The organism is Pseudomonas sp. A-RE-19 (genome assembly GCF_019956555.1).
Taxonomy (GTDB): Bacteria; Pseudomonadota; Gammaproteobacteria; order Pseudomonadales; family Pseudomonadaceae; genus Aquipseudomonas.
Genome location: NZ_JAHBDQ010000020.1, coordinates 11,558 through 34,617 on the forward strand (window position 1 = coordinate 11,558; position 23,060 = coordinate 34,617).

The window sequence follows — 23,060 nt, forward strand, 5'->3', positions numbered from 1 at the left end:
TCAGGTGATCTCCAGCTGACGAAGGCGGGTCTCGATCTGTTGCACGGCGAGGCTGGGCTGGCGTTGCAGACCGCCGTTCCAACTGAGCAAGGGCGGGGCCTGGCGACCGAGTTTCATCGGGCTGGCACCACGCACCAACAGCACCAGCGTGCAGTCCAGATCGGGGCCGAAATACAACGCGCTGAGGCTGGCCAGTGCTGGATGGGATTCGCCGTCCGGCAGAAACCGCGCCGCCTGTACCGAGGTCAGCGGGCCGACGGTCAGGCGGATGCCGGCGTGTTCATCCCAGACCCGGGTGCCGGCGACGGCACTGCGACCCAGCTGCAGATTGCGCCCACCCGGTTGCAGGCGGCTGCGACTGGCCGGTGGAATGTCACGCCAGGCACCTTCGTAGGCGCTGAGTGCAACCGGCAGTTCGAAGTGCTCGCGCACGATCGCGGCGAAACCGGCGAGGGAGCGACGACCGTCGGCAAACAACGCGCTGCACGCCAGTACGGCGGAATCGGGGACGGCCTGACGTTCTTGCAAGGCTTTGGGCAACAACCCGGTCAGCGCCCGCAGTTGCGCCTGCACCGGGGACGCGCCGGGGGCCGTGAAGCCGACGGCAATCCGGTGTTTGCGCATCACCTTGTACAACAGGCTGAGCAAGCGATGCTGGAACAGGTCGAGGAACTCGGCCGGTGCATGGTCCTTGGCGCGGGCGCGTTGTTGCAGCCATTCCTGGTAGGCGTAGGGCAGGGGGCCGTCCGGTCCGCCGAGGCCAAACACGGGGGTGGTGAGCGTCGGTGGCTGGCCCGCGTCCTGGGTCAGGCTTTCGATTTCGCTGGCGGAAAAAAGCGGCGTCAATGGCCCGCGCAGACGCAGGGCTTCTGCCTGGGGCGCGGTGCCGTTGCCCAGGGATTCGGCTTGCGGGTGTTCGCGCTCCAGCAGCAGTAATGCCTGCAACAATTCGAACGCCTGCGGATCGCGTCGCAGCTTCTGGCTCAGGCTCAGAGGGACAGCGGCATGCCGGCTTGGGGTTGCCATGTCTTGACCTCCTTGTCTGACTGGACCAGTACCGTACGCACGAAGCGATTGGCCGTGGCATAGAGTGAAAAGAATTGCGCCAGCACCGCTGAGAACAACACGGCGCTGCTGCCGACAAAATGCTGCGGATCGAGTTGCAGTTGAACTTCCAGCCCATTGCGCCAGCCGCGCCAGGCGTCTTCGCCGACATGGGCGATCACCCGTTCGCAACCAAGACTTAACAAGCCTTCGATCTGCCGCAGGGCGCTGGCCTCGTCGCGCAGGTTGTGTAACTGGAGGATTTCCTTGAGGGCATCCAGCGCCTGCGGCCCCTCGACCAGAGACAAATGATTGAGGGTCAGTTGCGACACCAACCGCCAACGGGATTCACCATCCAGTCGCGGCGAACTCTGCGGGCTGGGTGGGTTGCGCAGGCGGGCCCAGGCCACTGGCCCCGGTCGTTCAAAACCCAGTGGTGTGCCGGCCGGCAGGCTCTGGGCCAGGTGTCGGTTGGTACACAGCAGTTCGGCGGTGAGGCTGTATTCAGTGGCCTCGGACAACGGATCGAGCCGGGTGTCCACCAGGCTCACCATCAGGTCGGTGCCCAGACGATTCGGGGTCATGCCGCTGACCCGTCGCGCGTGCCAGTAGCACTGCTTTTCACCACCAATATGCTGGCTGCCGTAATAGGCGGGAACGCGTTGCACACCCTGACTGGAACTGGCGCGCATTGCCCGGATGCTGTGGATCTCGACGCTGTTTTCCCGGTGGCTGTCGGCGACCAGGCGATATTCGCTGCGGGTGCCGTCCGGGCGCAGGGGCTCCGAGGTGCGTGGAAACAGGTTGATCACCGGCGTGCAGCCCAGGGCAATGTCACTGGCCTGAAGATGCAGGCGGTTGGCCGGGGCGCGGTCGAAGACGATGTACAGGTACAGCGTCTGGCTGTCGCTGGCGGCTCCGGCCAACGGGATATCGAAGAAATTGAATTTGTCCGGGAAGGCGAAATACTCGGCGAGCAGGCGCATGCCCGGATGCACACCGTCCTCGTCCGGCAGCAGCACTTCGTCGCTGGCGAACCCGACGATAGCTGGCAGCCCCGTCAGCACTTTCGGCACGCTGCCGACGGGGCCGGCCAGCACCTTCACCGCATGGGCGCCGAGCAGGTCATACAGGCAGGCGTTGATCACCGGGGAGGCAGCCAGGTGCACGCGCAACTGTTTGATCGCCAACGCCGACCACTGGCTTTCGCCGAGGCAGCGCAGGCTCAGGCGCAGGGCCGAGCGCGCTTGCGCCACGCCGGTCAAGGCCTGGGCTTCGTCGCTGCCCAGCAGCAGTGCTTCATTGATTTCCACCGGCCACAATCGAACCGCGGCGCTGGTACGAAAGTGGATGCTTTCGCCTTTGAGGGTGGTGACAAACAGCGGTGTATCCCTGGGTAGCGGGTAACCGCCGGCCAGGTTGCCTTTGCTCGGATCCGGTTCGAACTGCACGATCGCGCAGGACGGCAACGGTCGCATGGCCAACGGGTAAAGCTGTTCGAGCAAGGCATCGCTGAATTCGGCGTAGTCGTCATCGAGCCGCCGTTGCAAGCGCGCGGCGAGCAAGGCGAAACCTTCGAGCAGTCGTTCGACATGCGGGTCGGGGCATTCACCGGGGGACAGTTCCAGGCGTCTGGCGACCTTGGGATAACGTTCGGCAAAAATACTCCCGGCGTGCCGCAGCCAGGTCAGTTCGCGCTGGTAGTAATCGAGCAGTTGCGGGTCAATCGAGTCGCTCATGACGCACCTCAAGGCCATCGCTGACCTTCTCGATGACAAATGCCACGGGCCAGTGCTGCTGGCCGCTGCGCAACTCGCCCAGTAGCCGAATGCTCAGTTGCTGCGGATGGCCGGGGACCGGATTGACCTGAACCTCGCCCAGTCGCAGGCGCGGTTCAAAATGGGTGATCGCCTCGCGGATTTCCCGCGCCAACTGACGACGGTCATCGCTGCGCTGCTGTTGCAAGGCGGTCCAGTCAGCGATGCCGTAGTCGAGAATGCTCGGCGGAGAGGTCAGTGGGCGTTGGCCGCGTCGGGTATTGAACAGCCGCAGCAATTCCGTGTGCACCGAGTCGAGCAGCCCCTGGCGATCGAACACCTGCACGGTGTCGACCTCGCTTGAGGCGAGGCGCTCGAACAACGGTGGGAGAATGCCGGTGCCTGCCATGGCCGACGCGTCCGCTTACTTGACGAGCTTGTTGGCGGCCATGTCCCAGGTCGAGGCGGCCGTGCCTTCCTTGGTACCGTCGTCTTTCTGGGCCGTGAGTTCCCACTTGATCTTGGTGAAGTTCAGCGACAGGGTTTCCACCGGTTTGCCACCCGTACCGCCGCTGACGCTGACGTTGGACAGCACGACGTTGTTCAGGGTGTAGATGATGAACGGCATCAGCTGACCGCTGCCTTCGGCGGCGTTGCGGCCGATGGTGATTTTGGCTTCGGGGATCGGTTTGCCGGCGCAGCAATACTCGTTGAGGGAGGGCGTCGAGCTGTCGACGAATTTGGTCAGGGTGAACTCGCCGATGTGCGGCTTGCCGGAGGTACGCTCCGAGTTGCTGACGTCGTTGGTCACCTGCATCGCCACGTTGTGGCTGTATGACATGACTTCGATCTTGTCCTTATAACCCTCGAGCAGGCTATCGCCTTTGATGTCGCCGCCGAGGTCGAGAATGATTGCATCCATCGCATGAAACTCCTGAAAGTAATCGTGCTAGATAAGCAGGGGGAATCCCGCCGGGTTGGCCGGCGGGAGGCAGGTCAGGCAGCTACCGGTGGTGGCAGGGTCGCGACCAGGCGGATCGACGCGGTCAGCTCTTCGAGCTGGAAGTGTGGCCGCAGGAACACCGTGGCTTTGTAGGCGCCCGGTTTGCCGGCCACCTCGGTCACGTCCACCCGGGCTTCACGCAACGGGTATTGCGCCTTGATCTCTTGCGGCGCGTTGTCGTTGATCAGCACGTAGTCGGCGATCCAGTTATTGAGGTACGTCTGCACATTGTCACGGGTCATGAAACTGCCGACCTTGTCGCGCATGATCACCTTCAGGTAGTGCGCGAAACGCGACGCCGCGAGCACGTATGGCAGCATCGCCGAGATCCGCGCGTTGGCGTTCGCCTCATTGGTGTTGTAGAGCTTGGACTTGTTGGTGGTCTGGCCACCGAAGAACACCGCCACGTCGCTGTTTTTCTTGTGACACAGGGCAATGAAACCGAGGTCGTTGAGTTCCTTCTCACGCCGGTCGGTGATCGCCACTTCGGTCGGGCATTTGAGCGACAGATCGCCAGAGGTGGTGCGGAAGGTATGGGCCGGCAGGCCTTCGACCGCACCACCGCCTTCGGCACCGCGAATCGCCGCGCACCAGCCGTATTTGGCGAAGGCTTCGGTGATCCGTTGCGACAAGGCCCACGCGGCATTGCCCCACAGGTATTTGCCATGGTCGCTGCCGTTGACGTCCTCGACGTAGTTGATGCCTTCCACCGGTGATGTGTCAGGACCGTAAGGCAGGCGCAGCAGGAAGTGCGGCAGCACCAGCGACACATAGCGCGAGTCTTCGCTTTCGCGGAACGAGCGCCATTTGATCAGCTCCTGGCTTTCGAAGACTTTCGACAGGTCACGCGGCACGGCCAGTTCGGTGAAGCTGTTCATGTCGAACAGTCGAGGGCTGGCGGCGGCAATGAACGGCGCGTGAGCGGCCGCGGCGACGTTCGAGAGTTTCTCCAGCAGGCCGATGTCCTGCGGGTGCCGGCCGAAGGTGTAGTCACCCACCAGCAGGCTGAACGGGTGGCCGCCGAAGGTGCCGTATTCCTCTTCGTAGATCTTCTTGAACAGCGCGCTCTGGTCGAACTCGACGGCTTTTTCCAGATCGTTCTGCAGCTCTTTCTGGGTCACGTTGAGCAGGCGAAGTTTAAGCCGGGAACTGGTTTCGGTGTTCTTCACCAACAGATGCAGGCCGCGCCAGGAGGCTTCGAGTTTTTGCAGGTCCGGGTGGTGCAACACTTCGTTGAGTTGAGCGCTGATCAGCTCGTCGATCTTGCTGATGCGGTCGTTGATCATCGCCACGGTGTCCTTGTCGATGGCCATGCCTTCGTCGAGTACCTGGGTGGCGAATTCCGCGAGCATGTCGCGGGCGTAATCCTGCTGGCTGTCGTCATGGGCCATGCGGCCTTTGGCGATTATTTCATCGAGCAGAGACAAGGTCTGGGCGGCACTGTCGCTGGCTTGGCTCTGGGCGGCGGATGAGGCGGGCATGGCGAATTCTCCCTAAGTGGATGAACGATCAAGCTTGCGGTTCGGCCGGTGCTTCTGCATCGCCTGCGGGGGCAGGGGCGGCGGTTTCCGGGCGGGCCGACTTGATCTCTTGCAGTCCCTCGGTGTTGGCGATCACATCGCGCAACAGCTTGTCCAGATCATCGTTGCCATCGAGCTTGGTCAGCAGATCGCGCAGACGCTGGCGCGCTTCGAACAGGCGCCGCAGCGGAGTGACCTGCTCGACCACCTTGACCGGGTCGAAGTCGTCGATGTGTTTGAAGTTGAGCTCGATGTTGAGTTTGCTGTCGTCGCCGCTGAGGGTGTTGGTGACCTGCAAGGTGGCGCGCGGGCCGATCGAGGCGAGCACTTCGTTGAAGTTGTCGCGGTCGATTTCGGTGAAGCGCCGTTCATTCAGTTTCGGGAGTGGCTCCAGAGGCTTGCCGGAGAGGTCGGCAAGGATGCCGACAACCAACGGCAATTCTTTCTTCTCGATCGCGTTGCCGATTTCGACGTCGTAGGTGATTTGGACCCGGGGCGGGCGAACCCTGTCGAGCTTGTGCTGAGTACTTTCTGCCATGGTGGCTGACTCCGATGCATGAGGCGGGCGCAATGCATCGGGAGGCCCGTTTCATCGCATTCCCTTACTGGACCGTAGGTTAGAAAGGGAGGGCAGAGGACCTGTCATTCCTTTGACGAACCTTCCACATTCGTCGTGCCGACCGAACTACCCAAGACGCTAGAACAGGTCTATAAAAAAGCAAACAAAAAACAATTTTGGACCGTGTCGAGAAAAGGAAAATTCATTTTGGACACACGTTTTTTTTCGTTCGTTTTGTTCCTGTCACTCGCCGGGTGTTCGTTGTTCGGGCCTCGTGTCGATCTCGATAGCCTGACGCTGGACGTCGCCCCCCGCGCCAACGATGACACGCCGATCGCGGTGGACTTCATTGCGGTGAACGATGTGGATCTGCTCAAGCAGTTGTCGGGCATCACCGCCCGGCAGTGGTTCGCCGAACGCGAGCAGTTCCAGCGCGACTACCGACAGCTGATGACGGTCTGGGGACTGGAGCTGGTGCCCGGTCAATTCATCGACAAACAACCCTTCCCGCTGGGGGGCACGCGGGCGGCTGGACTTTTAGTCTTCGCCAGCTATAACACTCCCGGAGCACACCGGTTACGGCTGGATGATCAGAGCAACGCCTGGCTCAAGTTCGACAGTCGCGAGATGACGCTGGTCAGCGACCACCCGAACTGAACACAGAGGTCAAGGTGCGCAAACATGTGGGAGCGAGCCTGCTCGCGATGACAGCAGCACATCCAGCATCCATGTTCGCTGACCCACCGCTATCGCGAGCAGGCTCGCTCCCACAGGGGCTACGGTGTTCAAGCAGGGCCAGGCCGCCATTCCTAGCGCGGCGCCACGAGAGGTCGAAGGGAATCGTATGAGTCTGCTACCTGACGCGGTTTGCTGGCATGAGGGCATGCAGTTACTGCCCCAGCATTTTCAGTTGCAAGGGCTGCGGGCCGAGGCGCTGGTGGCGCATTTTGCCCAGGCCTGTAATCCGTGGTTCTGGGGCGTGACTCGCGTTGAATTCGATCCCTCGGCATTGAGCGGCGGGCTCGTACGACTGATCAATTTACAGGCGACCTTGCCGGACGGTTTGCCGGTCAATCTGCAAGCCGGTGTGGGGCCGATGCTGGAGCTCGACGTCAGTGAAGCGATCGACGCCACGGACAACGCCACCGTTACCGTTTACCTGGCGATCAGTCCCCTGTGGCGCGCCGGTCAGCTGCTACCGCTCAAGGGCCGATTGCAATCGGTGGTCGGCGATGCGTTGCCGGACCTCACGAGTGGCGAGTACCCCGAATCGATCACGGTCTGGCGTCCGAATCCGCGTTTGTGCACGCAGTTGAACAAGGCAGATTCCGTCTGCCTGCCACTGCTGAGAATTCGCAAGGAAGGCGGTGGCTTTCTTCAGTTGCCTTACACCCCGCCGACACCGTGCCTGTTGCCCGAGTCGGTACTGGGGCGACGCGTGGCCGGGCTGTGCGCCAGGGCGCGGGAGAAATGCATGTTCCTCGCCGGTCGTTTGCGTCAGGCGCAGCAGGCCGGCAATCAGGACGACTCGCTGGAAATTCGCCGCCAGTTGACGGCGCTCTGGGCGCGGCTGCCGGAAGTCGAAGGCCTGTTGAATAGTCGAGTGGCCACGCCTCAGGCGCTATATGGCTTGTTGCTCGGGCTGGCCGGTGCCTGGTCGGCGCTCGATCCACTGGCCGGTGTTCCGGCGTTCGCTCCATTGGATTTTCTTGAGTTGCAGCGCGGCTATGAGGCGGTGCTCGACTGGCTTGAAAAGACCCTCGAACTGATTCGCGCCGGTTATCGCAGCCTGGCGTTCGAACGCAATGAACAGACCTTCTCGATTCAATTGCCCGACGACCAGCCGAGCCAACGGCTGGTCATCGGTTTGCGCATGCCCAACGGTGCCAGCGAGCAGGCCGCGAGCGAATGGTTGGGCGGGGCGATCATCGCGTCGCAGCCGCACATTGCGCTGCTCAGCCGCCAGCGCATGAGCGGTTTGTCCCATCAAGCCATGAGTCGCAATGAACAAGTGGCCTACAGCGTTGGCGACGACACGCGATTGTTTGTGGTGACGGCCGAAGGCCAGTGGTTCGACGGGCAGTTGCCGTTGCTGATTGCCGCACCGGCTTCCAGGCTGGCCAGCAGTCCATGGCAAGTGGTGTTGTTTGTGGCCCAGGCGAGTGAAAGTGCCTGATCAAGGAAGGAACGTCCTATGTCTGAGGGCAATGTCGGTTCGGGTACACGAGGTCTCCACGAAGCGCCGCTGAGCAGTGCTTTTCGCCAGGCCTGGCAGCAATGGTCCCAGGACTGGAACCAGTTGCCCAAGGACAGCGAGGACGAGGCGCTGGTGGACGCGGTGGTCGAACTGTCGACGCAGATCTCCCAACGACTCTGGCGAACCGCATTCGCCAAAGTCGGTGACGCCGCCACCGAGCAAGTCAAAGCGCTGGTCTACGCCTTTGTCGCGCTGGTCGATGAAACCTTGCTGTTTACGCCTTGGCCGGGCCAGTCGGCCTGGCAGGAAAAACCCCTGGAGTCGCGGCTGTACGCCAGCCGTCAGGCCGGTGAACGGATACCGCTGGCGATCAAGGAACTGCTGGACGAGCAAATCCCCACCACCCGCGATCTGGCCAATGTCTATTTGCAGTGTCTGGTGCTGGGATTTGAGGGGCGCCTGCGCGGTGAACAGAATCAGGCCCAGCATGAAAAATGGCGCTTGGCGCTGTTCACTTTTGCCTGGCAGCACGAGGCGGATTATGCCGACGTTACTGCCCGGCTCGAACAGCCTTCAGTCGTGCCGCCGGTGCAATTGCCGATGCGCCTTTCGTTGCCCGATGGTTTTCGCCTGGGCCTGGGGATTTTCGCCATGGTGTTGCTGCTGACCGGGTTGGGGCAGTTGTTCTGGCGTGACATTCGTCTGGAGCTCGAACCGGTCTTGCAGATGACCGATTCCGTCGCCGCCTCGGAGCAAGACTCATGAGCACGCTGGGAATTATCGGCCTCATCATCGCCGTGCTGTTGGTGCTGGCGATTGTCGGGGTGGCGGTCTGGTGGTTGCGCACGCAAAGCGGTGCGGCGATTCGCAGTTTTTACCTGGCGGTGCGGCACATGGAGCAGGAGCAGGGCGCCCAGGACCGCTACCAGATTCCATGGCTGTTGATGCTCGGCAACGAAACCCAGGGCACCCAGTTATGTACTCAGTGGCGCTTGCAGCCCACCGACAAACCGGCCTGGTTCGGTCGCTGGTGGTCGGACCCTGAAGGTGCCGTGTTGGTGGTGCCACAGGCGCTGTTTTTGCCGGATGAGGGTATGAACCTGCAACGGGGCGGCTGGTGGCGCTTGTTGGGATTGATCCTGCGTTTGCGCAGTCAGCGTCCGCTGGACGGGGTGATCTGGACGGTGCCGGTCAGTCGACTGGGCAACGTCGAGCAAGCCGCGACCCTCGGGTTGGCGGCGCGTCGACGCTTCATTGATCTGTTGCAACGGTTCGGGCTGAGCCTGCCGGTGTACGTGATCATTACCGGCATGGAAGAGTTGCCGGGCTTTCAGGAATTGATCAGTGCGCTGCCGGTCGAGGCCCGCGAACGCACATTGGGCTGGTCCTCGCCTCACGGGCCCGATGCGGTCTGGCAGACGCAATGGAGCGATCAGGCGCTGGATCAGGTCAATCGGGCCTTGTCGGAATCGATCATCGAAATCGGCGCCTTGTCCGGGCAGTTGAGCAGTGAGCTGTATGGCTTGCCGGAACGTTTCGAAGCCTTGCGGCGCCATCTGCAAAGCCTGCTGGAGCCGGTTTTCCAGGGCAATGCGCAAGGCGAGGCACCGCGTTTTCGTGGTGTTTATTTCACCGCCAACCAGCCTTCGGACGACGCCGCTGACGGGTTTTCGGCCTACGACAGCGGGTTGCAGCAGAGTGCTTTTGCCCGGCAATTGTGGCAGCGGCGGGTGGTCGCCGAGCGCGGTCTGGCTCAGGTGGTGCCACGCCTGTTACGTCTACGTCAGCGCTGGCAGCGCGTGACCGGTGGGGTGGCGCTAGTGGTCGCGGTGGTCTGGAGCGCGGGCATGCTGTGGGTCTGGCAGGACTCGGTCAAGGAGGCCCATGAACTGTCGCGCCTGTTGCAAGGGGCGCAGAAAAATTACGCGGCGGTCACGGATGAGTCTCATCGGCTGGAGTCGACCCGGCGCAATGTCCAGGGTTTCTGGCGAGTGCTGGAAAAGGCGCCGGGCTGGAGCTTCACCTCGGTGGTATTCCCGACCTCCTGGTTCTCATCGCTGGATGTGCAATTGGAAAACGAGTTGCACCTGACCGCCCGCAGCCATTTGTTGCTGCCATTGAGCGAGCTGTTGAGCGCGGATCTGGCGCAACTCAAAACCATCCGCAACACCGAACGACGGGGCAACGTCGAAAGCGAAGATCCGGCCCAATGGCAAAACTACGTCAAGGCCACGGATCTGGTGGAGCGTGCGGTGAATCTGGAACAGCAGAACCAGTGGTTTCATCAGGCCCTGAACAACACCAAGGCGCCTCTCGAAGACCTGGTGTTGCTGAGCAACCACGCCTTGTCCTTGAACCTCAACGCCGGCACCTTACGTCGCGCCGGCTTTTACAACCGGGTACTGCTTGATGCCGACAACAGTGACTTGAAAGCGCTGGACCTGACCGTCGAGCGCCCGGTGATCGAGGAGAATTTCCTCGGCCTGATGGAGCGCTGGCTGGACCAGTATTTCCTGGCCGACAATTTCGTGCGCCAGGCCGGTTATCTGCGCTTGCATCTGGAGCGGCTGGAGGCCGGCAGTGGCAATTCCCTCACCGAGCTGGAAGATCTGCGCGCGCTGATCGATGACTTGCAAGCGCTGATCGGCCTGACCAACTCAGCATGGAGCCGAGGCAAGGGGCAGGATCTGGTGCCCGGTTACCGCGTGATGATGGACAAAGTGCGCCAGAGCACTCTGCTTGGCCCACAGGTCGAACAGCAGTTGGATCAGCAGGCGTCGAAGCTGCAACAGAGCTTTCGTGATCAGTGGATCGCACAGGCCGGTGCCAGAGGGAATTTGTTGGTGCAGCAAGGCAGCGGGCAGCTGGAGTTACAGGAGCATGTGAGCCAGCTGAACAACGCGGTGCAGGCGCTGTTCAAACGTGACTTTGTGGCCATCGCCTTACAGGCCGATCGGTCCGAAGCCCCGGATGGGCAGGGGCAGGGCGTTGATGGCGATGACCTCGACAGTGCGCTGAACTATTTCGCCAGCTACAAGAGTTACGCCGCCGAAGAGCTGCCGCGCATTCCCCCTGCGTATCGCGGGGCCTTGCTGCAAGCGGCCGAAGGCGCCGTGGTCAAGGCCATGTTGTCGAGCCTGAGCGAGCACAATGCTCAGGTGCATAGCGGTGTTTTCAATGTGCAGGCTTCCCAGGCGATTGCCTTGCAGAAAGCCTTTATCGAGGTGCGTCGCAGCGATCTGGCCACGCGTTTGCAAAGTGCCTTGAACCGCCGCGCCCTGGCCGAAGTCGCCAGTGGCCTCGATGAGGTCGTCGCCCAGCCGCTGTTCAGCGGGCGCACCGAAATCAGCCAGTGGGACGGCTCGAAAAACCTCGGGCTGCAATTGTATGGCGCCAACGACGTGCAGGATTTGAAACTGAGCCTCAAGCAGCAATTCAACACCATGCTCGGCATTACCGAGCGACGCACCTCGGCGCTGGAGTGGCTGAAAGTGCAGCAACAGAATCTTTCGGCGCTGGACTATGAGCGCGTGACGCAGTTCATTGCGCTCAACGACGAACTGCTCAAATACAAGGAGCAGAATCCCGCCAGCTCGCCGGCGCAGATCGAGCAGTTGGTGAGCCGCGACTTCATCGAAATGGACGCGACGTCCTGTGTCCAGATCCTGCAAACCGCCAACCTGTCTGGCGGACGCGGAACATTGGCGTTGCGGGCGGTGGAGCTGCAACAAACCGCCATGCAACGCTGCCAGTTTCTGCAACAGCAACAGGCGGCGGCAGCGTGGAACGACCTCGCCAACTATTTCAATCAGTACCTGGCGGAGCGCTTTCCGTTTGCCAATGGCCTTCAGGCCTCTGATGCCGACCCAGCCCGAGTCCAGCATCTGTTGGAACTGATCGACAAGCGTTTGCCAGTGGCGCAGGCCGGATTGTTGCTGAGCCAGACCCCGGAGCGCCTGGCCGCCGAGGACTTTCTCAATCGTCTGAAGCAAGCCAGCACCTGGCTGGGCCCGATGTTTGTGCGCGATAAAAGTGGGGTGCTGGGGGTGGAGATGGACGTGCGCTGGCGCACCGACCGAGAGGAAGAGCGCGGTGCCGATCAGGTCATTGCCTGGGGCTTGAATGCCGGCAATCAACAGATCAGCTACCCCGGCGAGCCCCAGCAGAACCTGCGCTGGATGGTCGGCCAACCGATTCGGCTGAGCTTGCGTTGGGCCAGAAACGGCTACCAGCGCCCGGCCAACGATCCGTTGCAGCCGAGCCTGGTGGTGCGGGATCTGGAAGCGGGCTGGGAGTACGGCGGTCCGTGGTCGTTACTGCGTTTGATGCGTTCGCATGGGTCGGTGCAGCGCCAGCCGAGCATGGACTACACGGATTTTCCGTTGACCTTGCGCCTGCCCGTGACGACGCAGTCCAGCACTGCTGAGCAAACCCTGATGTTTGTGCGCCTGTCGTTGATGACCCAGGGCTCGAAATTGCCGCTGTCCATTCAGCCCTTGCCAACCCGGGCTCCGCGCTCACCGTTCACGTTGACGAGATCGACCGCGGGCATTGAAGCTCCTGACATCGACCCCCAAAAGGAGGGCTTGTGAATCAACCTTCAACACCGTTGCCGGAACTGATTACCCAACTGCTCGAACCGATCAGCGTGGAGGCCCCCTGTGGCCAGGACCTGCGTTATGAGCCTGAGTTCGACCGGTTGCGCGAACTGCGTCGTGAAGATGACACCAGTTTGCCCACGGGGGTGTGGCAGTCGTCGATCAAGCGCGCCCAATGGCCGGAACTGGAAAAACTGACCACCAGCCTGCTGCTTGAACGCAGCAAGGATTTGATGCTCAGCGCCTGGCTGGGTGAGGCCTGGCTGCATCAGGACGGACTCGAAGGCTTGCCGGGCAGCCTGGCGCTGGTTGCCGGGTTATGCGAGCGCTATCCCGAGCATCTGCACCCACAGGCTGAGGACGGCGATCAGTCATGGCGGGTGATACCGCTCGAATGGCTGGCTCGACGCTACGCTGAAGTGTTGCTGACCCGAGTGCCGTTGTTCGAGCCGCGCAACAATGAATTCGATAGTTTCTGCCTGGATGCCTGGCGTCGGTTGCAGCTGCAACAGGTACAGGCCAGTGACAGTAAAACGGCCAAGACTTCGGCCGAGAACGCGCGTAACGAACAGAAAAAACTCACCGAACAAATTCGCGCCACCCCGTTGTCCTTCTGGTTGCGCAGCCAGGGCACGCTGCTGCTCAGCCAGCAGCACCTGCAACGCCTGGAGGTGTGGAGCGACGCCTATCTCGGCAACCAGGCCCCAGGCTTCAAAGCGTTGCAGGATGTGATCGAAGCATTGTTGACGCTGGTTCAGGAGTTCATCGCCATGCATCCACGAAAACCGACCCCGGCGCCTGTCGAAACGCCTGCGGTAGCGGCATCGAGCCCGGTCGCCGTGCCGGACCTCATCCCCGCACCTCAGGCGTTCAGCGAGCCGGCGAGTCGTGAAGAGGCGTACAGGCAACTGCTGTTGATCGCCGACTACCTGGCGCGCACCGAACCCCACAGCCCGGTTCCCTATCTGATCAAACGGGGCGTGGAGTGGGGCAACAAGCCTTTGAGCGAGTTGCTTGGAGAACTGATCAGCGCCGATGCCGAATCCCGGCGACTCTGGACGCTGTTGGGCGTCCTTTAATGGGTGTGCTGGACGGCTGCCGACGGCGGCGGTAAAGCAATGGGCGTGAGTACCGGTTGACCGGAAAAGTACGCCGTCAGGTTTTTTCCGACCAGTTCCACAGTGCCTTGGGTGGCCTCCGGGGACAATCCAGCGACATGCGGGGTCAGAATCACGTTGGCCAACCGCTTGAGGGCGTCCGGCACCTGGGGTTCGTTATCGAAGACATCCAGCGCGGCACCGGCAATCCGTCGTTGCTCCAGCGCGCTGACCAGGTCCGCCGTGACGACCACACTGGCCCGGGCGATGTTGACGATAAATCCGTTGGGCCCTAGAGCGTCGAGTACCTGTCTGTTGATCAGGTGTTGGGTGCCGAGCCCGCCGGGGGCGGCGATTATCAGAAAATCCGAGTGGCGTGCCAGTTCGGCAGGCGTCGAGCAGAAGCTGTAGGGCACGTCGCTGCGATGCTGGCGGTTGTGGTAACTCACCGTCATGTCGAAACCGTTGGCGGCACGTTTTGCGATAGCCATGCCGACGGCACCGAGGCCCAGGATGCCCAGGCGTTTGCCGGCCAGGGACGGGCGCATGATTTTCGGCCACTCGCCCCGACGCACGGCGGCATCGGCCCGAGGGATGTCCCGGACCAGTGACAGCAACAACGCCATGGCGTGGTCGGCGACGGAAGATGCATTGACGCCGGCACCGTTGGTAACGGTGATGCTGCGGTCGGCGGCGGCTTGCAGGTCGACGTGCTCGTAGCCGGCACCGATCACGCAGATGATCTTGAGGTTGGGCAGGGCGGCGATTTCATCGGCGTACAGGCCCAACGGGCCGCGCGTCAGCACCGCATCGATCTGACTGCCCTGTCGGGCAATGGCGGCGGCGCGTTCGGCCGGGGTCGGGGCCAGGATCAAATGAAACCCCTGATGTTCGAGAATCGGCAGGTATTCATTGATGGTTTCAACCAGTACCAGAACAGTTACAGGCATGCTGGGCTCCTGTGGGCAGCGGAATTTCGGGGGCTCGAACGTCGCTTCAGATTGCTGACCTCAGAGCGGTTTGGCAATGGCCAGGGTTTTTGGCTCCCGGAGGCGGAGCTGGCGAAGCCTGCGATCCTTCTATAGACAACACTAGATCAGTGCGAGGCAGATTGAGAGGATTTGTCCGCTGCTCGTAGGAGTGAGGCTTGCCCGCGAAGAACGATAACGCGGTATTGCTGATGGACCGAGGCGACTGGTTCGCGGGCAAGTCGGATCGCCGCACCGCTCGCTCCTACAGGAGGACGCAGGCGCCAACGGCATCTGATCCGCATAACCGTTGCTCAGCTAAGTCTTTGCTTCTGCTGATTAATCCCGGACAATCGCGCCCCTGTTTCGGCCAGGGCGCTGCCTGTCGGGTTTTTCCGACTCGTCCTGACCGGGTGGCAAGTGACCGGAAAGCGGAGATCCGACCGGATGAATGATCAGGCCAATAGCGTCGACGAACGCTATGTAGCGGCAACACCAGCAAGCCTCGAAAGCTGGAATCGCCATGACACCACCTGGATGCTGGGCCTGTTTGGCACGGCGATCGGGGCGGGTACCCTGTTTTTACCGATCAACGCAGGCCTGGGCGGCTTCTGGCCGTTGCTGGTCCTGGCGGTGTTGGCGTTCCCCATGACGTTTTACGCCCACCGTGGCCTGACCCGCTTTGTGCTGTCCGGTCGCGAAGGCGCAGACATCACTGAGGTGGTGGAAGAACACTTTGGCATCAAGGCCGGTGCGCTGATCACGTTGCTGTATTTCTTCGCGATCTTCCCGATCCTGCTGATCTACAGCGTGGCCCTGACCAACACCGTGGGCAGTTTCCTCGAACACCAACTGCACATCATGCCGCCGCCGCGCGCCGTGCTGTCGTTCGTGCTGATTCTCGGCCTGCTGGCGGTGGTGCGTTGCGGTGAGCAGGTGATCGTCAAGGCCATGAGCCTGATGGTGTATCCGTTCATCGTTGCGCTGCTGTTCCTGGCGGTGTTCCTGATTCCCCATTGGAATGGCGGCATCCTCAGCACCGCGTCCACGCTGCCTGAGCCCTCGGCGCTGCTGCACACCCTGTGGTTGGCGATTCCGGTAATGGTGTTCTCGTTCAACCATTCGCCGATCATTTCGGCGTTCTCGGTGGACCAGAAACGTCGCTATGGCGTGCATGCCCAAGAGCGCAGCTCGCAGATCCTGTCCCGTGCCCACGCCTTGATGGTGGTGATGGTGCTGTTCTTCGTCTTCAGCTGCGTGCTGACCCTGTCGCCCGCGCAACTGGCGGAAGCCAAGGCGCAGAACCTGTCGATCCTGTCGTACCTGGCCAACCACTTCAGCAATCCGACCATCGCCTTTGCGGCGCCGTTGATTGCCTTCGTGGCCATTTCCAAATCGTTCCTGGGCCACTACATCGGCGCCAGTGAAGGCTTGAAGGGCCTGATCGTCAAGAGCGGCAAACGCCCGACGCCGAAGACCCTGGACCGTATGACCGCGGCGTTCATGCTGGTGGTGTGCTGGATCGTCGCCACGCTGAACCCGAGCATTCTCGGCATGATCGAAACCCTCGGTGGCCCGGTCATCGCGGCGATTCTGTTCCTGATGCCGATGTACGCGATCCGCAAAGTGCCGGCCATGGCGCGTTACCGTGGTCAGGCGTCCAATGTCTTCGTGACGGCGGTGGGCCTGGTGGCGATTTCCGCGTTGGTCTACTCCCTGACGGCTTGATGCATGCCCTGTAGGAGCGAGGCTTGCCCGCGAAGAACGATAACGCGGTATGCCTGATGGACCGAGACGACTGGTTCGCGGGCAAGCCTCGCTCCTACAGGAATCAGTGCAACCTGATCCAGAGCACACCATTCCAGGGGATTAACGACTAAGCTGCGGGTTGCATTAGCGCATCATCGTGGAGCGCTTTCTCTGGAGACGCTTTATGGCAGGTGCCACTGGCGCAGCGGCGCAACCCCGTGCCGATACACCCAATCGCTGGCTGGACGTTTTGGCCGGCCTGTCGATTGCCGGTTTGTTGTTACCCGAGGCGGTCGCCTATTCCAGCATTGCCGCGTTACCACCCCAGGCCGGGGTCATTGCGTTGTTTGCCGGTCTGCTGTGCTACGGGCTGTTAGGCACCAGCCGTTTTGCCATCGTTTCCGCGACTTCTTCCTCCGCCGCCGTTCTGGCTGCTTCCACTGCCACGCTGGCCAACGGTGATTCCGCCCTGCGTATGACCCTGGCGATCGGTCTGGTACTGGTAACCGGTGGGTTCTTCTTGCTGGCCGGGCTGCTCAGGCTCGGCAGCGTGACCTCGTTCATTGCCAAACCGGTATTGCGCGGCTTTGCCTTGGGCCTGGCGATGACCATCATCCTCAAGCAGGTGGCGAGCGCCGTCGATGTGCATTTGAACAGCGGCAGTCTGATCCACCTCGTGCCCCAGTTGCTGGAGCAGTTGCCACAATGGAATCGCGTCGGCGCGCTGGTGGCGGTTGTGTCATTGGTGGTGCTGTGGCTGTGCGCGCGGGTCCGGCGTTTGCCCGGAGGTTTGCTGGTGGTGGCGCTCGGCATTGCGACCGGCCAGTGGCTGAACTTGCCGGCCTACGGGGTGAATCTGATCGGTGTGATCGACCTGAGCCTTGAAGTGCCCGGGCTGCCAGTGTTGCCGTTTACCGACTGGCTGCGTCTGGGGGAATTGGCGATTGCCATGGTGATGATTCTGTATGCCGAGTCTTACGGATCGATCACCTCGTTTGCGCTCAAGCACGGTGACCGGGTTTCCTCGAACCGCGATCTGCTGGCCCTCGGTGCGGCCAATCTGTTGTCCGGGCTATTCCATGGCATGCCAGCGGGTGCCGGTTACTCCGCGACGGCGGCCAATGAGGCAGCGGGCGCCAGTTCGCGCATGGCCGGCGCGGTGGCGGCGGGGGTGGTCTTGCTCATCGTATTGACGGTACTGCCCTACATCGCCCTGACCCCCGAGCCGGTGCTGGCCGCCATCGTCATTCATGCCTTGGCGCGCGGTTTGAGCCTGCAGCCATTGGGGCGCTATTTCATCTGGCGCCGCGACCGTTTGCTGGTGATCTGCGCGGTGGCGGCGGTGCTGGTGCTGGGGGTGCTGGACGGCTTGCTGGTGGCGGTGGTGATCAGCGTGATGCTGATGCTGAAACAAATGTCTTCGGCGGATATTCAAGTGTTGGGGAAAATGGGCAGCGGTCACGATTACGTCGATCTGCAACGTCATCCTCACGCCGTGGAAACCCCCGGCATATTGATCGTCAGGCCCAGCGAGCCACTGTTTTTCGCTAACGTGGAACGCATTCTGGGTGGTGCGCTGCACCTGGCCCGGCACTCAGAGTCACCGGTGCATACGATTATTCTCAGTCTCGAAGAGTCGCCCGACCTGGACGGCACCAGCATCGAAGCGCTGGAAGCGTTCTTTTTGCAGGTGCGGGCGCTGAACATGTTGTTGATCCTGGCGCGGCTCAAGGACCAGGCTCAAGCGGTACTCTCGATATTGCCCGCACGGGAGCGCGAACAGGTCATTCTCAGCGACCTGAGTGTCGACGTTGCCGTACAACAAGCGCTCACGTTGGCCGGACGGGTGTCGCAGGCATAAAAAAACGCCGCTCATCTCACGATGGGCGGCGTTCTTTATTGCTGTGTAACGTTAGGCTTGAACGACCGGGATGTTGGCGTTCGCAGCAGCTTCACGGAACTCGGCGATCTGGTCGAAGGACAGGTAGCGGTAAACATCGGCCGCCATGCTGTCGATCTTGCCAGCGTATTCCATGTACTCCTCGACGGTCGGCAGGCGACCCAGGATGGACGCAACGGACGCCAGCTCGGCCGAAGCCAGGTAGACGTTCGCGCCGTCACCCAGACGGTTCGGGAAGTTACGGGTCGACGTCGACACCACGGTGCTGTTCGGCTCAACGCGTGCCTGGTTACCCATGCACAGCGAGCAGCCTGGCATTTCCATGCGTGCGCCGGCCTTGCCGTAGATGCCGTAGTAGCCTTCTTCGGTCAGCTGGTGAGCGTCCATTTTGGTCGGCGGCGACAGCCACAGACGGGTTGGCAGCTGACCCTTGACCTGTTCCAGCAACTTGCCGGCAGCGCGGAAGTGACCGATGTTGGTCATGCACGAACCGATGAACACTTCGTCGATCTTCTCGCCAGCAACGCTGGACAGCAGACGGGCGTCGTCCGGATCGTTTGGCGCGCAGAGCACAGGCTCTTTGATGTCGGCCAGGTCGATTTCGATGACTTCGGCGTATTCGGCGTCAGCGTCGGCAACCATCAACTCAGGGTTGGCGATCCAGGCTTCCATCGCTTGAGCACGACGTTCCAGGGTACGCACATCACCGTAGCCTTCACCGATCATCCAGCGCAGCAGGGTGATGTTCGATTGCAGGTATTCGGTGATCGACTCTTTCGACAGCTTGATGGTGCAACCGGCAGCCGAACGTTCGGCCGAGGCGTCGGACAGCTCGAAAGCCTGTTCGATGCTCAGGTTGTCCAGGCCTTCGATTTCCAGGATGCGGCCGGAGAAGGCGTTCTTCTTGCCTTTCTTCTCGACGGTCAGCAGGCCAGCCTGAATCGCGAAGTAAGGGATGGCGTGAACCAGGTCACGCAGGGTGACGCCCGGTTGCATCTCGCCTTTGAAGCGCACCAGGATCGATTCCGGCATGTCCAGCGGCATCACGCCAGTGGCAGCGGCGAATGCGACCAGACCGGAACCGGCCGGGAACGAAATGCCCATCGGGAAACGGGTGTGCGAGTCACCACCGGTGCCGACGGTGTCCGGCAGCAGCATGCGGTTCAGCCAGCTGTGGATGATGCCGTCGCCCGGACGCAGGGAAACGCCGCCGCGGGTCATGATGAAGTCAGGCAGGGTGTGGTGGGTGGTCACGTCGATCGGCTTTGGATACGCCGCGGTGTGGCAGAACGACTGCATCACCAGATCAGCGGAGAAGCCCAGGCACGCCAGGTCTTTCAGTTCGTCACGGGTCATTGGACCGGTGGTGTCCTGAGAACCCACGGTGGTCATTTTCGGTTCGCAGTAAGTACCAGGACGAACGCCTGCGACGCCGCACGCCTTGCCGACCATTTTCTGCGCCAGGGTGAAGCCCTTGGTGCTTTCGATCGGGGCATCCGGTTTCTTGAACAGGTCGAACGCTGGCAGACCCAGTTCGGCGCGAGCCTTGTCGGTCAGACCACGGCCGATGATCAGCGGGATACGACCGCCGGCACGGACTTCGTCCAACAGCACAGGGGTCTTCATTTCGAAGGTGGTGATGACTTCGTCGGTACCGTGCTTGCAGACTTTGCCAGCGTGCGGGTACAGGTCGATCACGTCGCCCATGTTGATGTTGGTCACATCAAATTCGATTGGCAGTGCGCCGGCATCTTCCATGGTGTTGTAGAAGATCGGAGCGATCTTGCTGCCGAAGCAGAAGCCGCCAGCGCGCTTGTTCGGCACGAAAGGAACGTCGTCGCCGAAGAACCACAGCACCGAGTTGGTGGCCGATTTACGCGACGAACCGGTACCGACCACGTCACCGACGTAGGCGATCGGGAAGCCGCTGTTGCGCATTTCTTCGATCTGCTTCATCGGGCCGATGGAGCCTTGTACGTCCGGCACGATGCCGTCGCGGGCCATTTTCAGCATGGCCAGGGCGTGCAGCGGGATGTCCGGGCGGGACCAGGCATCAGGAGCAGGGGACAGGTCGTCGGTGTTGGTTTCGCCAGTCACCTTGAACACACGCAGGCTGATCTTGTCGGCCAGCACAGGGCGGTTCTTGAACCACTCGCCGTCGGCCCAGGATTGCAGAACGCCTTTGGCGTGAACGTTGCCGTTCTTGGCGCGTTCAGCGACGTCGTGGAAAGCGTCGAACATCAGCAGGGTGTGCTTGAGTTCTTCTGCGGCTACTGGCGCCAGTTCGGCGTCGTCCAGCAGATTGACCAGCGTCACGATGTTGTAGCCGCCCTGCATGGTGCCGAGCAGTTCAACAGCGCGCTTCTTGTCGATCAGAGGGGATTTGGCTTCGCCTTTGGCGAGGGCAGAGAGGAAACCGGCCTTTACATAGGCCGCTTCGTCCACTCCAGGTGGAACGCGATTGGTGATCAGGTCAACGAGGAAAGCTTCTTCGCCAGCCGGGGGATTTTTCAGCAGCTCGACCAGGCCTGCAGTTTGTTCGGCGTTAAGCGGCTGGGGAACGATACCCAGTGCTGCACGCTCTTCGATATGTTTGCGGTAGGCTTCAAGCACAGTTATTACCCTCATCAGTGGTCCCAAATGGGTGTCCGGGACGCTCATCCCGAAATTGCCGTACTCATGCGCTGCGTGGCGTTGTGGGCCGCTTAGCCAGAATTACCGGCAATTCCTTACAGAAGCTGCTTTCAAAGTTTTACGCCTGCAGAACGGGGAGCTGATGAGGGTTGGCGTTGGGCTTTTCACCGCTGAAAAACCCTTCGCCAACACCGCTCTGAAGGAACGACTGTGCTCGTGACGCTTTGAAAACAGCTTCTAACGGACATTGGCGCCTTAAAAGGCTGGCTGATTCTACGGCAAAAAAAAATTAAAGGTAAGTGAGGGTCTATTGGACTTTGGTGGCGAGGCGCGTTGTGGGCCTACGTGTGCGAGGCAAGGCGCGGGATGCTGCTAATGGTTGTTCCCTTGGCAAATCCCGCAACGCAGCCTCGCGCACGTAGGCGCGCAACGCGGCCGTCACTAAAGTCCAATAGACCCTCCGCCCTGAATTTTGAGGGGTGATGAATGTTAGACAAAGGGCTAACATGCCGACCTGTTCTGCTTTCCCGTGTTTTGCCTACCTATGCCCAATCAGACCATCAAGACCCCCTGCGTCGGCCTCTGCTCCACTGTTTACGGTGACCTGGTGTGCCGTGGCTGCAAGCGTTTCCACCATGAAGTGATTCACTGGAACGGTTACAACGAGGAAGAAAAACGCGCGGTGTGGCTGCGTCTTGAGCAACTGTTGTCGCAGGTGATGGCCAGCAAGGTAGAGATTTTCGATCCCGCGTTGCTGCGTCTGCAGCTGGAACAGCGCAAGATCCGCTTTGTGCCGCATCAGTCGCAATATTGCTGGGCTTATCAGCTGATCGCCCGGGGCGCGCGGGTCATCAACAATCTGGAAGCCTACGGGATGGTGCTGCTGCCGGAGTTTCGCGACTGGAACCTGCCGGAACTGCGTGATGCCATTGATCGGGAATTTTTCCTGCTTTCGGAGGCGCATTACCAGCGCTACATTGCGCCGGGGTTTCTCAAGGATGCCTTTGGCGGCTGATTTTTAAAGTCAAAAGATCGCAGCCTTCGGCAGCTCCTACAGGGGAATGCGATCCATGTAGGAGCTGCCGAAGGCTGCGATCTTTTGATCTTGCTTAATGCTGGGTCACGATCTCCTCCAGATGATCCATGATCGTATCCGGCTTGAGCACCAACACATCGCTTTCCAGCGCATCGAGCACCACTTCCGCGGTATTACCGATCAACGCCCCCGACAACCCGGATCGTGCCACGGTGCCGATCACCGTCACGGCCGCGCCCAGTTTATGGGCCATGTGCGGAATCAATACATCCGCCGGACCTTCCGCGATATGCAGGTGTTCGTCATCAATGTCGAACTCGGCCTGAAAGGCTTTGCACTGCTCGCGATAGCGGGCCTCAATGGTTTCGCTGAGCTGAAACGTCGGGTCGGCCGCCGACAGCATCGGCGACGGATGGGCACTGATCACATGCAAATGAGCCTTGGCCAGGCTGGCGATGTCGTAGCCATGGTCGACGATGCTGGTATGCAAGGTGCGGTGTTCGCCGTCGACGTTACCGACATCAATGGCCGCCAGGATCACGCCGCCGGTCCAGGGTTTCGAGGTTTTCACCAGCAGCACCGGAGTGGGGCAGGAGCGCAGCAGTTTCCAGTCCGCCGGGGTCAGCAGGGCCTTTTTCAGCGGGCTGTCGGGGTAATGCTGCTTGACCACCAGCCCGCAGCCTTCGGCTTGCTGCACAATGACGATGGTTTGGTGCAGGCTTTCGTTCCAGGCCTGTTCAGTGGTGACGCTGTAGCCGTCAGCCACCAAGGAGGCCTTGAGCACGCCGAGCATGCCGGCGTGGTCATGCTTTCTATCGCAGACCAGCAGGTGCAGATGAGCCTGGGTCACGCCCGCGATCAGTTTGGCCCGTTTGAGCGCCAGGCTTTCCGAGTGTTCGGGTTCGATGACCACCAGAATGCTGCGAATGGCTTGCATGATCGGGTTCTCCTGAAAGGTAAAAACACTGCGTTGGACAACTATAGTTGCTGGTCGGACA

17 protein-coding genes are annotated in these 23,060 nt (G+C 61.2%); 8 read left to right on the forward strand and 9 right to left on the reverse strand.

The annotated features are described in order from the left end of the window. The 6 genes from tssG to tssB form a co-directional block, all read right to left on the reverse strand. Nucleotides 1-1,026 carry a type VI secretion system baseplate subunit TssG gene (gene tssG / locus KGB14_RS14180; RefSeq protein WP_223487441.1) on the reverse strand — a complete coding sequence of 342 codons (1,026 nt, stop codon included), beginning with the start codon at nucleotides 1,024-1,026 and terminating at the stop codon, nucleotides 1-3. Continuing rightward, nucleotides 990-2,783: a type VI secretion system baseplate subunit TssF gene (tssF, locus tag KGB14_RS14185; RefSeq protein WP_223487442.1), complete on the reverse strand. Its 1,794-nt coding sequence runs from the start codon at nucleotides 2,781-2,783 to the stop codon at nucleotides 990-992. The genes tssG and tssF overlap by 37 nt, the downstream gene beginning before the upstream one ends. After that, nucleotides 2,767-3,210, reverse strand: a complete 444-nt coding sequence (tssE, locus tag KGB14_RS14190) for a type VI secretion system baseplate subunit TssE (RefSeq protein ID WP_223487443.1) — start codon at nucleotides 3,208-3,210, stop codon at nucleotides 2,767-2,769. The genes tssF and tssE overlap by 17 nt, the downstream gene beginning before the upstream one ends. Before the next feature lie 15 nt (nucleotides 3,211-3,225). Next, a complete protein-coding gene (locus KGB14_RS14195) occupies nucleotides 3,226-3,723 on the reverse strand; it encodes an Hcp family type VI secretion system effector (RefSeq protein WP_223487444.1) in 498 nt (165 codons plus the stop codon). Between the two features lie 74 nt (nucleotides 3,724-3,797). Further along, nucleotides 3,798-5,285, reverse strand: coding sequence for a type VI secretion system contractile sheath large subunit (tssC, locus tag KGB14_RS14200; RefSeq protein WP_223487445.1), 1,488 nt, complete (start codon nucleotides 5,283-5,285; stop codon nucleotides 3,798-3,800). Between the two features lie 28 nt (nucleotides 5,286-5,313). After that, complete coding sequence (gene tssB / locus KGB14_RS14205; RefSeq protein WP_223487446.1) at nucleotides 5,314-5,862, reverse strand: type VI secretion system contractile sheath small subunit; 549 nt, start codon at nucleotides 5,860-5,862, stop codon at nucleotides 5,314-5,316. Nucleotides 5,863-6,090: 228 nt separating this feature from the next. On the opposite strand from tssB, the gene KGB14_RS14210 reads away from it, so the two are divergent. The 5 genes from KGB14_RS14210 (at nucleotide 6,091) to tssA (ending at nucleotide 13,757) form a co-directional block, all read left to right on the forward strand. Further along, a complete protein-coding gene (locus KGB14_RS14210) occupies nucleotides 6,091-6,540 on the forward strand; it encodes a type VI secretion protein (RefSeq protein WP_223487447.1) in 450 nt (149 codons plus the stop codon). Nucleotides 6,541-6,727: 187 nt separating this feature from the next. Then, nucleotides 6,728-8,059: a type VI secretion system baseplate subunit TssK gene (gene tssK, locus KGB14_RS14215; protein WP_223487448.1), complete on the forward strand. Its 1,332-nt coding sequence runs from the start codon at nucleotides 6,728-6,730 to the stop codon at nucleotides 8,057-8,059. Nucleotides 8,060-8,077: 18 nt separating this feature from the next. Further along, nucleotides 8,078-8,845 (forward strand): DotU family type IV/VI secretion system protein, encoded by a 768-nt coding sequence (locus tag KGB14_RS14220; RefSeq protein WP_223487449.1) that lies wholly within the window; start codon nucleotides 8,078-8,080, stop codon nucleotides 8,843-8,845. Continuing rightward, nucleotides 8,842-12,672 (forward strand): type VI secretion system protein, encoded by a 3,831-nt coding sequence (locus KGB14_RS14225; RefSeq protein WP_223487450.1) that lies wholly within the window; start codon nucleotides 8,842-8,844, stop codon nucleotides 12,670-12,672. The genes KGB14_RS14220 and KGB14_RS14225 overlap by 4 nt, the downstream gene beginning before the upstream one ends. Then, entirely contained in the window at nucleotides 12,669-13,757 is a 1,089-nt protein-coding gene (gene tssA, locus KGB14_RS14230; RefSeq protein ID WP_223487451.1) for a type VI secretion system protein TssA, read from the forward strand. Before KGB14_RS14225 ends, tssA begins: the two co-directional genes overlap by 4 nt. On the opposite strand, the gene KGB14_RS14235 is transcribed toward tssA, so the two are convergent. Then, on the reverse strand, nucleotides 13,754-14,725 hold the full coding sequence (locus tag KGB14_RS14235; protein WP_223487452.1) for a 2-hydroxyacid dehydrogenase: 972 nt from the start codon (nucleotides 14,723-14,725) through the stop codon (nucleotides 13,754-13,756). The two genes, tssA and KGB14_RS14235, sit on opposite strands and share 4 nt — an antisense overlap. Before the next feature lie 465 nt (nucleotides 14,726-15,190). Here KGB14_RS14235 and KGB14_RS14240 point away from each other — a divergent pair, with 465 nt between their 5' ends. Together KGB14_RS14240 and KGB14_RS14245 are read left to right on the forward strand one after the other, a co-directional pair. Next, the gene (locus tag KGB14_RS14240) at nucleotides 15,191-16,471 is read left to right on the forward strand and encodes a serine/threonine transporter (protein WP_223487453.1); all 1,281 of its coding nucleotides are present in this window, start codon (nucleotides 15,191-15,193) and stop codon (nucleotides 16,469-16,471) included. Between the two features lie 205 nt (nucleotides 16,472-16,676). Next, the gene (locus KGB14_RS14245) at nucleotides 16,677-18,353 is read left to right on the forward strand and encodes a SulP family inorganic anion transporter (RefSeq protein WP_223487454.1); all 1,677 of its coding nucleotides are present in this window, start codon (nucleotides 16,677-16,679) and stop codon (nucleotides 18,351-18,353) included. Between the two features lie 51 nt (nucleotides 18,354-18,404). Here KGB14_RS14245 and acnB read toward each other — a convergent pair whose 3' ends face one another. Further along, the gene (acnB, locus tag KGB14_RS14250; protein ID WP_032835413.1) at nucleotides 18,405-21,005 is read right to left on the reverse strand and encodes a bifunctional aconitate hydratase 2/2-methylisocitrate dehydratase; all 2,601 of its coding nucleotides are present in this window, start codon (nucleotides 21,003-21,005) and stop codon (nucleotides 18,405-18,407) included. Nucleotides 21,006-21,570: 565 nt separating this feature from the next. On the opposite strand from acnB, the gene KGB14_RS14255 reads away from it, so the two are divergent. Continuing rightward, on the forward strand, nucleotides 21,571-22,041 hold the full coding sequence (locus tag KGB14_RS14255) for a DUF1289 domain-containing protein (protein WP_223487455.1): 471 nt from the start codon (nucleotides 21,571-21,573) through the stop codon (nucleotides 22,039-22,041). Nucleotides 22,042-22,135: 94 nt separating this feature from the next. Here KGB14_RS14255 and KGB14_RS14260 read toward each other — a convergent pair whose 3' ends face one another. Next, nucleotides 22,136-22,999 (reverse strand): universal stress protein, encoded by an 864-nt coding sequence (locus KGB14_RS14260; RefSeq protein ID WP_223487456.1) that lies wholly within the window; start codon nucleotides 22,997-22,999, stop codon nucleotides 22,136-22,138. Between the last annotated feature and the right edge of the window lie 61 nt (nucleotides 23,000-23,060).